Genomic DNA, 14,325 nt, shown 5'->3' with positions numbered 1-14,325 from the left:
GTATTAGATATGAATTACTTCATCATAAGCAGCTGCAACAGCTTCCATAACGGCCTCACTCATTGTTGGGTGTGGATGTATAGTTTTTAATACTTCATGACCTGTAGTTTCTAATTTTCTACCTAAAACAGCCTCTGCAATCATATCGGTAACACCAGTACCAACCATGTGGCAGCCTAACCATTCGCCATATTTAGCATCGAAAATTACTTTTACAAAACCTTCTTTGTTTCCACCAGCACTAGCTTTTCCAGAAGCAGAGAAAGGAAATTTACCAATCTTAACGTCTAAACCTTGTGCTTTAGCTTGCTTTTCAGTTAAACCAACAGATGCAATTTCTGGAGTACAGTAAGTACAACCAGGAATGTTTCCGTAGTCTAGAGCTTCAACATGTTGTCCCGCTAATTTTTCTACACAAAGAATACCTTCAGCAGAAGCAACGTGTGCTAAAGCTGGTCCAGGAGTAATATCGCCAATAGCGAAATATCCAGGAATATTAGTTTGGTAAAAATCGTTTACAATAACTTTATCTCTATCAACAACAATTCCAACATCTTCTAATCCAATGTTTTCAATGTTTGTTTTAATACCAACAGCACTTAAAATAATATCAGCTTCAAGAACTTCTTCGCCTTTACTTGTTTTAACGGTAGCTTTTACACCTTCTCCAGATGTATCAACAGTAGTTACTTCGGCAGAAGTCATTACTTTAATACCTGCTTTTTTGAAAGAACGTTCTACTAATTTAGATACATCTTCATCTTCAACAGGAACAATGTTTGGTAAATATTCTACAATAGTTACATCAGTTCCCATAGAGTTGTAAAAGTATGCGAACTCAACACCAATAGCACCAGAACCAACCACAATCATCTTTTTAGGTTGTTTCTCTAAAGTTAAAGCTTGTCTGTATCCAATTACTTTTTTACCATCTTGTGGTAAATTTGGTAACTCACGAGAGCGAGCTCCTGTAGCAATAATAATATTATCGGCACTATATTCAGTACCTTCAACGTCTACCTTTTTTCCAGGTTTAAGTTTTCCGTAACCGTTAATAACGTCTACTTTATTTTTCTTCAATAAAAACTGAACACCTTTACTCATACCATCAGCAACACCACGGCTACGTTTTACAACAGCATCAAAATCGTGTTCTGCACCTGTTACTTTTAAACCGTAATCTTCAGCATGTTTAAGATATTCAAAAACTTGAGCAGATTTCAATAAGGCTTTAGTTGGGATACAACCCCAGTTTAAGCAAACCCCACCAAGATTTTCTTTTTCAACAATAGCAGTTTTAAAACCTAATTGTGAAGCTCGAATAGCTGTTACATAACCACCTGGGCCACTTCCAAGAACAATAATATCGTATTTACTCATTTGTTAAATTTTAGGTTACGAATTTACAAAATCGAAATGTAATAATGAATTAACTAAGCCTTAAATCGTAAAAAAATACTTTGTTAGCCTTCAGTAGGTTTCATTGTATTAGAAGTTTCAACCAATAACGGAATCTATCAATGTTTTACTACCTTTGCTTTGCAAGTTATTATTTATGAACATACCTAAAACAAGTTACCCACGAATTGTAATAATTGGTGGCGGTTTTGCAGGAGTTGCCTTAGCAAAAAAATTATCGAAGCAAGAAGTACAAGTGGTGCTTTTAGATAAACATAATTACCATACGTTTCAACCGTTGTTATACCAGGTTTCTACGGGTGGACTAGAGCCAGACTCGATTGCATACCCAATACGGAAAATTTTAAAAGATTTTCCAAACTTTCATTTTAGACTAGCAGAAGTTAACGAAATAGATACTACTTGTAATACCATAAAAACTAATATAGGCGATTTAAAGTTTGAATATTTAGTAGTCGCTTCCGGTTCTAAAACCAATTATTTTGGCAATACGGAAATAGAAAAACACAGTATGGCCATGAAAACCATACCGCAATCTTTAGATTTAAGAAGTTTAATTCTCGAAAATTTTGAGGAAGCACTGTTAACAACAGATTTACATGAGCGTATTGCTCTTATGAGCTTTGTAATTGTTGGCGGCGGGCCTACAGGAGTAGAGCTTGCTGGCGCATTAGCCGAAATAAAAAAAGGAATTCTACCTAAAGATTATCCCGATTTAGATACCCGTTTGGCGCAAATAAACATCATTCAATCTGGAGATTGTTTATTAAAAGGTATGAGTGCAAATGCATCTGCGAAAGCTGAAGATTTTCTCGAAAAATTAGGAGTTCATGTCTGGAAAAACGTACGAGTAACAAATTACGATGGCAAAACGGTAACTACAAATTCCGATTTAACTTTCGATACAGCAACCTTAGTTTGGGCAGCAGGTGTAGAAGGAGCTACAATAAAAGGCTTAGACGCTAAAGATTTTGTAACGCGTGGTAACCGTATTTTAGTAAACCAATGCAACCAAGTTAAAGGTTTTGATCATATTTTTGCCATTGGGGATATTGCCTGTATGGTAACAGATGAGTTTCCGCATGGCTTGCCCATGATGGCGCAACCAGCCATACAACAAGGTCAGCAATTGGGAGATAATATTCTTAAACTTATAGAAGAAAAACCCATGAAACCCTTCTCTTATAAAGATAAAGGAGCCATGGCAACTGTTGGTAGAAATAAAGCAGTGGTCGATTTAAAAAACATTAGATTTCAAGGCATTTTTGCTTGGTATGTTTGGATGTTTGTGCATTTGTTTTTTCTCATCGGTTTCCGAAACCGTATGGTTGTTTTTATAAACTGGGTTTACAATTACATACGTTTCGATCGCGAAGCACGCCTAATAATTCGTCCGTTTAAAAAGAAGTTTAAAACCTAAAAGTCCATTTGTGTTTTTATAGATGTTTAAATTGAAAATAGTTTTGGGCGAGTTGCCATGAAAAATGGCAAACAGGCTTTCCGCTATATCTTTTTCTTGTGCTCAAGTAACTTTAGTCTCGCCTTAAAATATAAGGATAACAATAAGTTTAGCACTAAACAGTAAAAAAATAGGCAAGCACAAAAAAAGGATGCCGCATCAATCCTTCTCGCAAGGCATATCCGCAAAAGTGTTTTTAGGTATTTATATTTGTGTGTGTTTGCAAAAGTAAGTTTGTCATGTCGATGCTAGAAACCATCGCATAGGAGTATAAACAATCGTTCAAAGTATTACGGAATTTCTTCTCACATCGAAATGACGTGGGCGATTTGTTTTTATAAGAGGAGAATTTTAAAACTGGGGCGTTTCAATATTCATTATAACACCAAAAAAAGTATTGTATCTTGAGTTCTTTGGACACTAGAATAAATCAAATAAGAGTAAGTTTTTCAAACTGAAATATCTATTTCAATACTCTTCACTATGAATAAATTACCATTACAAATCATCAGTGAAATATTTTCTAGACTTCTCTTCATTAAACTTTTTATCATTATATGTTTTAGATGCACCTTTAGCAATAGATAATGTTTGCCAATCTTTCCCTTTAAAAACTTTTCCTAAAAAAACAATTTGCCCAATATGATAAGAATAATGAGCTAGCTGACGGTTTATGGCTTCGGTAACCGTATGGCCTTCATTTCTAATATAGATAATGCGTTCTAAATCATCAGGTTTTAATGGTTTAATCGCATTAAATAAACAATACCAACCAGCATTCCAATTTTCTAATAATTGGTCTTTGGTTTCGTATGTATCATCAAATTCTCTGTTGCGGTGTCTCCATGGTTTTTCGCCATCTTCAGTTAGAAAGTTTGTCCAGCGACTCAACATATTTCCGGAAATATGTTTTACAATAATAGCTATAGAATTAGCGTCTTCAGCGATTTCATTTTGTAATTCTTCAAACGATAATTGCTCAAAAGTTTTATCTCCTAAACTTTTGTAATATTCAAACTGTTTAAATAATACTTTCTAAATAACTTTCCATGGTATAAAAATAGTTTAGAGCGTGTGAAAAAGCAAATTAAAAGTCTTTATTATAAACATGTATTTTGAATCTTATTTTTCAGGAACAAATGTTAAAGAAACACCATTAATACAATGGCGCATGCCGGTTGTGTTTTTTTGGTCCGTCGTTAAAAACATGACCTAAATGTCCGCCACAAGTGCCACAATGTTCTTCCGTTCTCGCATATCCTAAATCGTAATCGGTAGAAAAATCTACATTACCCTTAATGTCTTGATCAAAACTAGGCCATCCCGATCCAGAGTCAAATTTGTTTTCACTTTTAAACAAAGGCGTTTCGCAAGCTTTACAAACGTAAGTTCCTGCTTTTTTATTATTGTTTAAAGTGCTAGAAAAAGCGCGTTCTGTTCCAGCTTCACGCAATACATAATATTCGGTTGCCGATAACTGGGCTTTCCATTCGGTTTTTGTTTTTGTGATTTCAAAAATTTTCTTTGTTTCCGTTTTTTTCTTTTGTGCTGAGGAGTTGCAACTAAAAACTAAAAATATACTGAGTGCGACTAATATTTTGTTCATTATAAAGGATGTTTCTTATGTTTGTCGAACTAAAGGCATAAAAATAACAAGAGCCTAATTTTTAATAGAGTTAAATTTTTAATGAAAAAGCTATTTTATTCTATTCAAAGTTTGTTAATTTGGATGTGACAAATTAAAGAAAATTGTGTCTAATAACTAAAGATACAGTTTTTGTATTTTTGAGATCAAATAAAACCCAAGAAAATGAAACTAAAAACAACTTTTATATCACTAGGAATTTGTGCCATGATATTTTCGTGTGCAACGAACCCGTTTACCGGAAAAAAAACCCTAGCATTTGTATCTAACGATCAATTGTTTCCAACAGCCTTTGCTCAATACGATCAATTTTTAACGGATAATAATGTTGTAACAGGTACAAAAGATGCCGAAATGATAACTAGAGTAGGGCAGCGTATAGCTGTAGCCGCTGAACGTTGGTTAACAGCAAATGGAAACGCAGGTTATTTAAATGATTATAAATGGGAGTATAATTTAGTAAACGATGAAACCGTAAATGCTTGGTGTATGCCAGGAGGTAAAATTGTATTTTACACAGGTATTTTACCAATTGCGGCAAACGAAACTGGTGTTGCGGCTATTATGGGTCATGAGGTTGCACATGCATTAGCAAACCACGGACAGCAACGTATGAGTGCTGGATATGTACAACAAGGTTTAGCTGTAGCGGGTAATGTAGCTATACAAGATGAACAATCTAGAAATGCTTTTAATCAATATTATGGTGTTGGATCTCAAGTTTTAGGAATGTTACCTTTTAGTAGAAGTCATGAAACAGAAGCAGATAAAATAGGTTTGTATTTAATGGCTGTTGCAGGGTATAACCCAGATGAAGCTGCCGAATTATGGAAACGTATGAAAGCAAACAGTGGAGGAGATGCTCCAGCAGAATTTATGAGTACGCATCCATCAAATGATACTCGAATTAATAACTTAACGCAATGGGCTCCAGACGCAAAAAAGGAAGCTGCGAAATTTGGTGTAACATCGTTTAGAGCGATATAACATTATAATAAAAATATTTGTTTACTTTAGAAGCTGCTAATCAATAGCAGCTTTTTTTATTTAGCTATATTTTATATGATTCAACTTGAAAAAGGGAGTAAAAAACTCTTAAATGCTTGGGCTTTTTACGATTGGGCAAATTCGGTTTATACTTTAACCATTACGTCTTCAATTTTTCCGATATTTTATTCGGCATTATTTCTTTCAGAAGTTAAAATGGTTGAAGCTTTTGGTACCGTTTTTAAAAGTACAGCTTTAATCACTTTTGTTACAGCTTTCACCTTTTTAGTGGTTGCATTTACATCTCCAATATTATCAGGAATAGCTGATTATGTCGGTAATAAAAAGAATTTCTTGAAATTTTTCTGTTATGTTGGTAGCGCGGGTTGTATAGGTTTATATTGGTTTAGTTTAGATCAAATTCACCTTAGTTTATTATTCTATTTTATGGGTTTAATTGGTTATTGGGGAAGTTTGGTGTTTTATAATTCTTACTTACCAGATATTGCGTATCCCGAACAGCAAGATAGCGTTAGTGCTAAAGGTTTTTCTTTGGGATATTTAGGGAGTGTACTTTTGTTGGTGTTTAATTTAGTAATGGTTATGTTTCCTCAGTTTTTCGGGTTTGATTTAAGTATTGCAGAATCTATAAGAGAAACAGGAACAGATGCCGAAATCCAATTAGCTCTAGATACTGTTAAAGATGCCGCATCATTTAAAGCTATGAAAATATCTTTTATTACTGTTGGAGTTTGGTGGGCTTTGTTTAGTCAATATGCTTTTTACTTTTTACCAAAAGGAACTAAATCGGGGCATAAAGTAACTCGAGCTGTTGTTTTTAATGGTTTAAAAGAATTACGAGAAGTATGGAAAGAACTTAAACAGAATTTAAGATTGAAGCGCTATTTATATGCCTTTTTTGTATTTAGTATGTCGGTACAAACTATTATGCTTGTTGCTGTTTATTTTGGTGAAGAAGAAATTTCTTGGGGTACCGATAGTGATAAAACTTTTGGTTTAATTTTTAGTATACTGGTAATTCAGTTAGTTGCAATATTAGGAGCGTTTATAACATCGAAAGCGTCCTCTAAATTTGGAAACATTAAAACATTAATTGCAGTAAATATTATTTGGATGTTTTTGTGTTTTTATGCTTATTTAATGCATACACCAGTTCAATTTTATATAGCTGCTGGTATTGTAGGTTTAGTTATGGGAGGTGTGCAATCTCTTAGTCGATCTACTTATTCTAAGTTTTTACCAGAAACAGAAGATACTACATCGTATTTTAGTTTTTATGATGTTGCCGAGAAAATAGGTATTGTAATAGGTATGGTTATTTTTGCAACTGTCGATCAAATTACCGGAACCATGAGAAATGCAATCTTAGTACTTGTTGTCTTTTTTATTGGCGGAATTATTTTACTTTTTAGAGTTCCACAGGAAAAGAAAAAGATTAATTTAGAAGGTTAAATAATATAAAAACAACATTTTTTTTCTAGTCAATCTCATGTTTTTAGTTTGAAATTTGTATTTACCAAATGCTCTTTAAGTAAAATTTTTATTTCATTTTAGAAGGAACACAATGTGAAGATTTGCTTTTTAAGTTTATTATAGATATTAACGATCCAAGGTATTTAAATTATTATTACTTACAATCATATTAGACCAATTTATAGCTTCATCTAAATTTGTAAATGATTCAAAAGGTTTGTTTAAAAATAGTTTTTCAATTTCAGCATTGCTAAGAGCAACTCGATTTTTAGAGACTACGGCAAAACCAACTAAGTTTTTAATCAAAGAGGTTTTTTTATAAACAGCAGGGTCTACGGCATATGAGTTTAAGCGATGTGCGATGTAAACAAAGCTTCTTGACTTAAAGTATTTACTTGCTATTTCTTCAAGAATATTATTAGAATCCTTGGTAACTGTTTCACCTTCATCAATTATAGAAACTACAAAGTTCTCATAAATATGTATAAATCCAATGGGTATTTTTATGAGGTGTTTCATATCCTTAAGATAGTGAATATTTAAAACATAAAAAAGCTCGAAAAATTAATTTCGAGCTTTTAGTTTTATTCTAAATTAGAATTTATGATTCTGTAGATTTTTCAGCTTTTACAATCGAAATATTTAATTCTTCAGTTTTTGAATCAAGATCAATTTTTATATTATCGCCTTCTTGTAAATGTGATGATACAATTTCTTCAGCTAAAGCATCTTCAACATATTTTTGAATAGCTCTTTTTAAAGGTCTTGCACCATATTGTTTATCGAAACCTTTATCTGCAATATAATCTTTTGCGTTATCGGTTATTGTTAGGTTGTAGCCTAGCAATGTAATACGATCTAAAAGTTTTTCTAACTCAATATCTATAATTTTGTTGATGTCTTCTTTTTCTAAAGCATTGAAAACAACAACATCGTCAATTCTATTTAAAAACTCTGGTGCGAATGATTTTTTCAAAGCATTTTCAATCACACTTTTGGCATTGGCATCTTCTTGCGCTTTTTGCGAAGCAGTTCCAAAACCAATTCCTGTACCAAAATCTTTCAATTTACGAGCTCCAATGTTTGAAGTCATAATGATTATGGTATTTCTAAAATCAATTTTTCGACCTAAAGAATCCGTTAAATACCCATCGTCTAAAACTTGAAGCAACATATTAAACACATCTGGATGCGCCTTTTCAATTTCATCTAAAAGAATAACAGCGTAAGGTTTGCGACGTACTTTTTCGGTAAGTTGGCCTCCTTCTTCATATCCTACGTATCCCGGAGGTGCACCAACTAATCTAGAAATAGCGAATTTTTCCATGTATTCACTCATGTCAATTCTAATAAGCGATTCTTCCGAATCGAATAATTCTCTAGATAATACTTTAGCTAACTGCGTTTTACCAACTCCTGTTTGCCCTAAAAAGATAAATGAGCCAATTGGTTTGTTTGGGTCTTTAAGCCCTGCACGGTTTCTTTGAATGGCCTTTACAACTTTAGCAACAGCATTATCTTGACCAATTACTTTTCCTTTAATAAGGTTTGGTAATTCGGCCAATTTATTAATTTCTGTTTGCGCAATACGATTTACGGGAACACCAGTCATCATAGAAACTACATCGGCAACATTATCTTCTGTTACAACTTCTCTATGTTGTTTGGTATCTTCTTCCCATTTTTCTTGAGCGATAGCTAATTCTTTTTCAAGACGTTTTTCGTCATCTCTTAGTTTCGCAGCTTCTTCGTATTTCTGTTTTTTAACAACTGTATTTTTGGTTTCCTTAACTTCTTCTAGTTTCTTTTCTAATTCTAGAATTTGTTTTGGAACCTCAATATTTGTTATGTGTACGCGAGAACCAGCTTCATCTAAAGCATCGATAGCTTTGTCTGGTAAAAAACGCTCGGTCATGTATCTATTTGTTAATTTTACACAGGCCGCAATAGCTTCTGGTGTATAATCAACATTATGGTGTTCTTCGTATTTACCTTTAATATTATTAAGGATTTCAATAGTTTGTTCTACCGTTGTTGGCTCAACAATTACCTTTTGAAAACGACGTTCTAAGGCGCCATCTTTTTCTATGTACTGTCTGTATTCATCTAAAGTAGTTGCACCAATACATTGTATTTCTCCTCTTGCTAAAGCGGGTTTAAACATGTTGGAAGCATCTAAGCTTCCAGTAGCACCTCCAGCTCCAACAATGGTGTGAATTTCATCTATAAACAAAATAACATCGTCGTTCTTTTCAAGCTCGTTCATAACGGCCTTCATACGCTCTTCAAACTGTCCGCGGTATTTTGTACCTGCTACTAAGCTGGCCAAATCTAAAGTAACCACACGTTTGTTAAATAAAATACGCGATACTTTACGTTTTACAATTCTAAGCGCTAAACCTTCGGCAATGGCAGATTTACCAACACCAGGTTCACCAATTAAAAGGGGATTATTTTTCTTTCTTCTACTTAAAACTTGTGATACACGTTGAATTTCTTCTTCACGACCAACCACAGGATCTAATTTTCCTTCTTCGGCCATAGCCGTTAAATCGCGGCCAAAATTATCCAAAACAGGTGTTTTAGACTTTTTGTTGGTTTTAGCTCCAGTTGGCGCGTTAAAAATGTTTTCTTTAGAAGATTCGTCTTCTATGTTAGAATCATCATCTGGAAATTCAGATTTTGGTTCTATATAACTATCATCGTTTGTAATCATAATTTTAAATTGTTCTTTAACATTGTCGTAGTAAACTTTCAACTTATTTAAAAGTTTTGTAGTTGGATCATTTTCATTTCTTAAAATACAGAGCAGTAAGTGCGCTGTATTTATAGAGGTGCTCTGAAATAATTTAGCTTCTAAAAACGTAGTTTTCAGTGCGCGCTCTGCTTGCCTAGTTAAGTGTAGGTTCTTCTTTTGGTTGGAACCTACTGCTATATTGGGGTTTGCAGGACTTAATATCTCTACTTTACGCCTTAAATGATTTAAATCAATATCTAAAGCGTCTAAAATTTTAATTGCTTTGCCATTACCGTCGCGCAAAAGCCCGAGCATTAGGTGTTCGGTCCCTATAAAATCGTGACCTAAACGTAATGCCTCTTCTTTGCTATAAGCAATAACATCTTTTACTCTTGGGGAAAAATTATCATCCATATTCTTGTCCTTTCTGCATTAAAAATACTAAAACATTTTACCAACGACAAAAACTATACCTTTTTTTGTGTGTAAAATGCTAATTGACGAAAAAAAGGATATTCAATCAAAATTTTCAATTACATACTTATTAACTAAAAAAGGGTTTAAAATTGTTAATAAAAAACATGAAAAAATGATTTTAAAACCCTTAGTATAACTCAAGGATTTGTTATATTAGCATGTTTTGAAAATTACATAAAACTTAATTAAAATATATATGGCAGAAGGAGAAAAACTTATACCAATTAATATTGAAGATGAGATGAAATCGGCTTACATTGATTATTCAATGTCAGTCATTGTGTCACGTGCTTTACCAGATGTAAGAGATGGTTTAAAACCCGTTCATAGACGTGTACTTTATGGTATGCATGAACTGGGTATTAGAGCAAATACAGCACATAAGAAATCGGCAAGAATAGTTGGGGAAGTTTTAGGTAAGTATCACCCACACGGAGATACTTCTGTTTACGATGCAATGGTACGTATGGCTCAAGAGTGGAGTTTACGTTATATGCTTGTAGACGGACAAGGAAACTTTGGATCTATCGATGGAGATAGTCCGGCAGCAATGCGTTATACGGAAGCCCGTATGAAAAAAATATCTGAGGACATGTTGGCAGATATTGATAAAGAAACCGTAGACCATAAGTTGAATTTCGATGATACTTTACAAGAACCTACAGTTTTACCAACACGTATTCCAGGTCTTTTAGTTAATGGAGCATCTGGTATTGCGGTAGGTATGGCAACGAATATGCCTCCACACAATTTAACAGAAGTTGTTAATGGAACAATAGCATATATTGAAAATAGCGATATTGAAATTGACGAACTTATACAACACATTAAAGCTCCAGATTTTCCAACAGGTGGAACTATTTATGGTTACGATGGTGTAAAAGAAGCTTTTCATACTGGTCGTGGACGTATTGTTATGCGTGGAAAAACTAATATTGAAGAGGTACACGGACGTGAATGTATTGTTGTTGACGAGATTCCGTACCAAGTCAATAAGGCAGACATGATTAAGAAAACTGCCGATTTAATTAACGAAAAGAAATTAGAAGGTATTTCGCTTATTCGTGATGAATCTGATAGAAATGGTATGCGTATCGTTTACGTTTTAAAACGTGATGCGATTCCTAATATCGTTTTAAATAAACTTTTTAAATATACAGCATTACAGTCTTCATTTAGTGTAAATAATATTGCATTAGTAAATGGACGTCCACAAATGTTGAACTTAAAAGAGTTAATTCATTATTTCGTAGAGCATAGACATGATGTTGTTGTTAGACGTACTGTTTATGAATTACGTAAAGCGGAAGAACGCGCACATATATTAGAAGGACTAATTATTGCTTCGGATAATATAGATGAAGTTATCAAAATTATCCGTGCATCATCAAATGCAGATGAAGCTAAGAGTAATTTAATTGAACGTTTCGAACTTTCAGAAATACAATCTAAAGCTATTGTTGAGATGCGTTTGCGTCAATTAACAGGTTTAGAGCAAGATAAATTACGTGCTGAGTTTGATGAAATTATGAAAACTATTATCGACCTTAAAGATATTCTAGATCGTAAAGAGCGTAGAATGGATATCATTAAAGAAGAATTAGTAGTAGTTCGTGATAAATATGGAGATGAGCGTCGTTCGGTTATCGAGTATGCGGGTGGCGATTTAAGTATCGAAGATATGATCCCTAATGAAAGTGTAGTAATTACTATATCTCATGCAGGTTATATTAAACGTACCTCTTTAACAGAATACAAAACTCAAAATAGAGGTGGAGTTGGTCAAAAAGCATCAACAACTCGTAATGAAGATTTCTTAGAACATTTATTTGTTGGTACAAACCACCAATACATGTTATTCTTCACTCAAAAAGGAAAATGTTTCTGGATGCGTGTTTACGAAATACCAGAAGGCAGCAAAACATCAAAAGGACGTGCTATTCAAAACCTTGTAAATATTGAGCAAGATGATAAAGTTATGGCTTTTATCTGTACTCAAGATTTAAAAGATGAAGAGTACATTAATAGTCATTACGTGATTATGGCAACTAAAAAGGGTCAAGTTAAAAAGACTTCTTTAGAGCAATATTCTCGTCCAAGAACAAATGGAATTAACGCGATTACAATTAAAGATGATGATGTTTTATTAGAAGCAAAACTTACAACTGGTGAAAGCCAAGTAATGTTAGCATTAAAATCTGGTAAAGCTATTCGTTTTGAAGAGGCTAAAACACGACCAATGGGCCGTGGAGCATCTGGTGTTCGTGGTATTCGTTTACAAGATGAAGAAACTGATGAGGTTATCGGAATGATAGCTGTTGATGATATGGAAAGCAACGTGCTTGTGGTGTCTGAAAACGGTTATGGTAAACGTTCAAGCTTAGAAGATTACAGAATTACCAACCGTGGTGGAAAAGGCGTTAAAACTATTTCTATTACGGAAAAAACAGGTAACTTAGTCTCTATTAAGAATGTAACTGATGAAGATGATTTAATGATTATAAATAGATCCGGTATAGCGATTAGAATGGCTGTTGCTAATTTAAGAGTTATGGGGCGTGCAACTCAAGGGGTTAAATTAATTAATCTTAAAGGAAAAGATTCTATCGCGGCAGTTGCTAAAGTAATGCATGAAGAAGAGGAAATAATAGTTGAAGGAGAGGAATTAGTTGAAGGAGTAGAAGGCGTTGAAAGTATTGAAAACACTGAGGATTCTGAAGATGGCACAACTCTTGATAATAATTTAGACGATAATAACACTGAAATTTAAACTTAATATTATTTAAAATGAAAAAACAATTAATCATAGCTTTAGCCATTTCAATGGGTGCATTTTCATTTGCACAAAAGAAGGAATTGAAGGCCGTTGAAAAAGCTATTAAATCGAGTGATTTTGCAGCAGCAAAAGCAGCAGCAACAACCGCAGAAGGTCTTTTAGGTGCTATGGATGAAAAAACTAAAGCCAAATATTACTATTTATTAGGACAAGCACTTTATGCTAACGGTAAAGGTTCTGATGCAGATGTTGCTTCAGCACTAGAAAACTTAACAAAAGCAGAAGGAACTTATGGAGCGGAAATTACTGATTTAAAACAAACTATTTCTAATGGTTTGTTAACTAAAGCAAATACAGCTTACGAAAAACAAGATTACTCTACTGCTTCAAAGTATTTTGAAAAATCATATAGAGTAAAAGCTAAAGATACAGTTTACTTGTATTATGCGGCTGCAACAGCTGTAAATGTGCAAGAATACGATCGTGCTTTAGTTTTATATGATGAGCTTAAGAGTTTAGGTTACACAGGTATCCAAAAGCAATATTTTGCAACTAATAAGGAAACGGGTGAAGAAGAAATTCTTGATAAAGCAACTCGTGATCTTTACGTAAAAGCAAAGAGCCATATTAAACCGGGTGAGCGTATGACGGAATCTAAAAAACCAGAGATCGTTAAAAACATGGCGCTTATTTATGTAAGCCAAGGTAATGATGATAAGGCTATTGGAGCACTTCAAGAAGCTAGAGCAGAAAGCCCTAATGATATTAATTTAATTTTATCTGAAGCTAATGCGCACTACAAAATGGGGAATATCGAGAAGTTCCAAGAGCTTTTAAGTAAAGCTACAGAATTAGATCCTACTAACCCAGAATTGCAGTATAATTTAGGTGTAATTGCTGCAGAATCAGATCATCCAGTTGAAGCAAAAGCTTATTATGAAAAAGCAATTGAGTTAGATCCTACTTATGTTAATGCTTATATTAATATTTCTGCTCTTGTATTGGCAAGAGAGGAGCCACTTATTACAGAAATGAATGGTTTAGGTAGTTCTAAAAAAGATGATTTACGTTACGATGAATTAAGAGAAGAGCGTCAAAACTTATACAGAGAAGCAGTTCCATTTTTATCTAAAGCATTAGAAATTGATACTGAAAACTTAAGTGCAGCTAAAACTTTAATGAACATCTACAATATTTTAGGTGAATCGGATAAAGCAAAAGGTTTAAAAGCTAAAGTTGAAGCTTTAGAAGGTGCTCAATAAATCACCTTACTTTTATAAAATAAAAAAGGTCGCAATTTGCGACCTTTTTTTATGTTTAAATTCAAAAAT

At 33.5% G+C, this 14,325-nt stretch carries 8 protein-coding genes and 2 pseudogenes; 5 read left to right on the top strand and 5 right to left on the bottom strand.

The genetic code is table 11. The features are described from left to right. Positions 1 to 3: 3 nt before the first annotated feature. A complete protein-coding gene (lpdA, locus tag GQR97_RS17910; RefSeq protein ID WP_158850907.1) occupies positions 4 to 1,380 on the bottom strand; it encodes a dihydrolipoyl dehydrogenase in 1,377 nt (458 codons plus the stop codon). A gap of 175 nt (positions 1,381 to 1,555) precedes the next feature. Between lpdA and GQR97_RS17905 the strand changes: the two genes are divergently transcribed. Beyond that, positions 1,556 to 2,839, top strand: a complete 1,284-nt coding sequence (locus GQR97_RS17905) for an NAD(P)/FAD-dependent oxidoreductase (RefSeq protein ID WP_158850905.1) — start codon at positions 1,556 to 1,558, stop codon at positions 2,837 to 2,839. A gap of 537 nt (positions 2,840 to 3,376) precedes the next feature. On the opposite strand, the pseudogene GQR97_RS17900 reads toward GQR97_RS17905, so the two are convergent. Then, a pseudogene (locus tag GQR97_RS17900) lies at positions 3,377 to 3,847 on the bottom strand (DUF1572 family protein); the annotation flags it as partial. 153 nt (positions 3,848 to 4,000) lie between these two features. Further along, a pseudogene (msrB, locus tag GQR97_RS17895) lies at positions 4,001 to 4,484 on the bottom strand (peptide-methionine (R)-S-oxide reductase MsrB). Positions 4,485 to 4,688: 204 nt separating this feature from the next. Between msrB and GQR97_RS17890 the strand changes: the two are divergent. Both GQR97_RS17890 and GQR97_RS17885 read left to right on the top strand, forming a co-directional pair. Further along, entirely contained in the window at positions 4,689 to 5,510 is an 822-nt protein-coding gene (locus GQR97_RS17890) for a M48 family metallopeptidase (protein WP_158850903.1), read from the top strand. 75 nt (positions 5,511 to 5,585) lie between these two features. Continuing rightward, the gene (locus GQR97_RS17885; protein ID WP_158850901.1) at positions 5,586 to 6,983 is read left to right on the top strand and encodes an MFS transporter; all 1,398 of its coding nucleotides are present in this window, start codon (positions 5,586 to 5,588) and stop codon (positions 6,981 to 6,983) included. Between the two features lie 147 nt (positions 6,984 to 7,130). Here the strand turns inward: GQR97_RS17885 and GQR97_RS17880 are convergent, their stop codons facing one another. Further along, entirely contained in the window at positions 7,131 to 7,523 is a 393-nt protein-coding gene (locus GQR97_RS17880) for a hypothetical protein (RefSeq protein WP_158850899.1), read from the bottom strand. 82 nt (positions 7,524 to 7,605) lie between these two features. Then, positions 7,606 to 10,155 carry an ATP-dependent Clp protease ATP-binding subunit gene (locus GQR97_RS17875; RefSeq protein ID WP_158850897.1) on the bottom strand — a complete coding sequence of 850 codons (2,550 nt, stop codon included), beginning with the start codon at positions 10,153 to 10,155 and terminating at the stop codon, positions 7,606 to 7,608. A gap of 259 nt (positions 10,156 to 10,414) precedes the next feature. On the opposite strand from GQR97_RS17875, the gene gyrA reads away from it, so the two are divergent. Both gyrA and GQR97_RS17865 read left to right on the top strand, forming a co-directional pair. After that, complete coding sequence (gene gyrA / locus GQR97_RS17870; RefSeq protein WP_158850895.1) at positions 10,415 to 12,988, top strand: DNA gyrase subunit A; 2,574 nt, start codon at positions 10,415 to 10,417, stop codon at positions 12,986 to 12,988. A 17-nt stretch (positions 12,989 to 13,005) separates the two neighbouring features. Further along, a complete protein-coding gene (locus tag GQR97_RS17865; RefSeq protein WP_158850893.1) occupies positions 13,006 to 14,256 on the top strand; it encodes a tetratricopeptide repeat protein in 1,251 nt (416 codons plus the stop codon). The last annotated feature ends 69 nt before the right edge of the window (positions 14,257 to 14,325 follow it).

The organism is Algibacter sp. L1A34 (assembly GCF_009796805.1).
Taxonomy (GTDB): domain Bacteria; phylum Bacteroidota; class Bacteroidia; order Flavobacteriales; family Flavobacteriaceae; genus Algibacter.
The sequence above is the reverse complement of the archived record's forward strand: the minus strand, read 5'-3'. Positions and strand labels throughout refer to the sequence as shown.

Bases quoted from the DNA above. Each gene is read 5' to 3' on its own strand.
- GQR97_RS17905 (WP_158850905.1), top strand. From the start codon at position 1,556: ATGAACATACCTAAAACAAGTTACCCACGAATTGTAATAATTGGTGGC.
- GQR97_RS17875 (WP_158850897.1), bottom strand. From the start codon at position 10,155: ATGGATGATAATTTTTCCCCAAGAGTAAAAGATGTTATTGCTTATAGC.
- GQR97_RS17880 (WP_158850899.1), bottom strand. From the start codon at position 7,523: ATGAAACACCTCATAAAAATACCCATTGGATTTATACATATTTATGAG.
- GQR97_RS17865 (WP_158850893.1), top strand. From the start codon at position 13,006: ATGAAAAAACAATTAATCATAGCTTTAGCCATTTCAATGGGTGCATTT.
- GQR97_RS17890 (WP_158850903.1), top strand. From the start codon at position 4,689: ATGAAACTAAAAACAACTTTTATATCACTAGGAATTTGTGCCATGATA.
- gyrA (WP_158850895.1), top strand. From the start codon at position 10,415: ATGGCAGAAGGAGAAAAACTTATACCAATTAATATTGAAGATGAGATG.
- lpdA (WP_158850907.1), bottom strand. From the start codon at position 1,380: ATGAGTAAATACGATATTATTGTTCTTGGAAGTGGCCCAGGTGGTTAT.
- GQR97_RS17885 (WP_158850901.1), top strand. From the start codon at position 5,586: ATGATTCAACTTGAAAAAGGGAGTAAAAAACTCTTAAATGCTTGGGCT.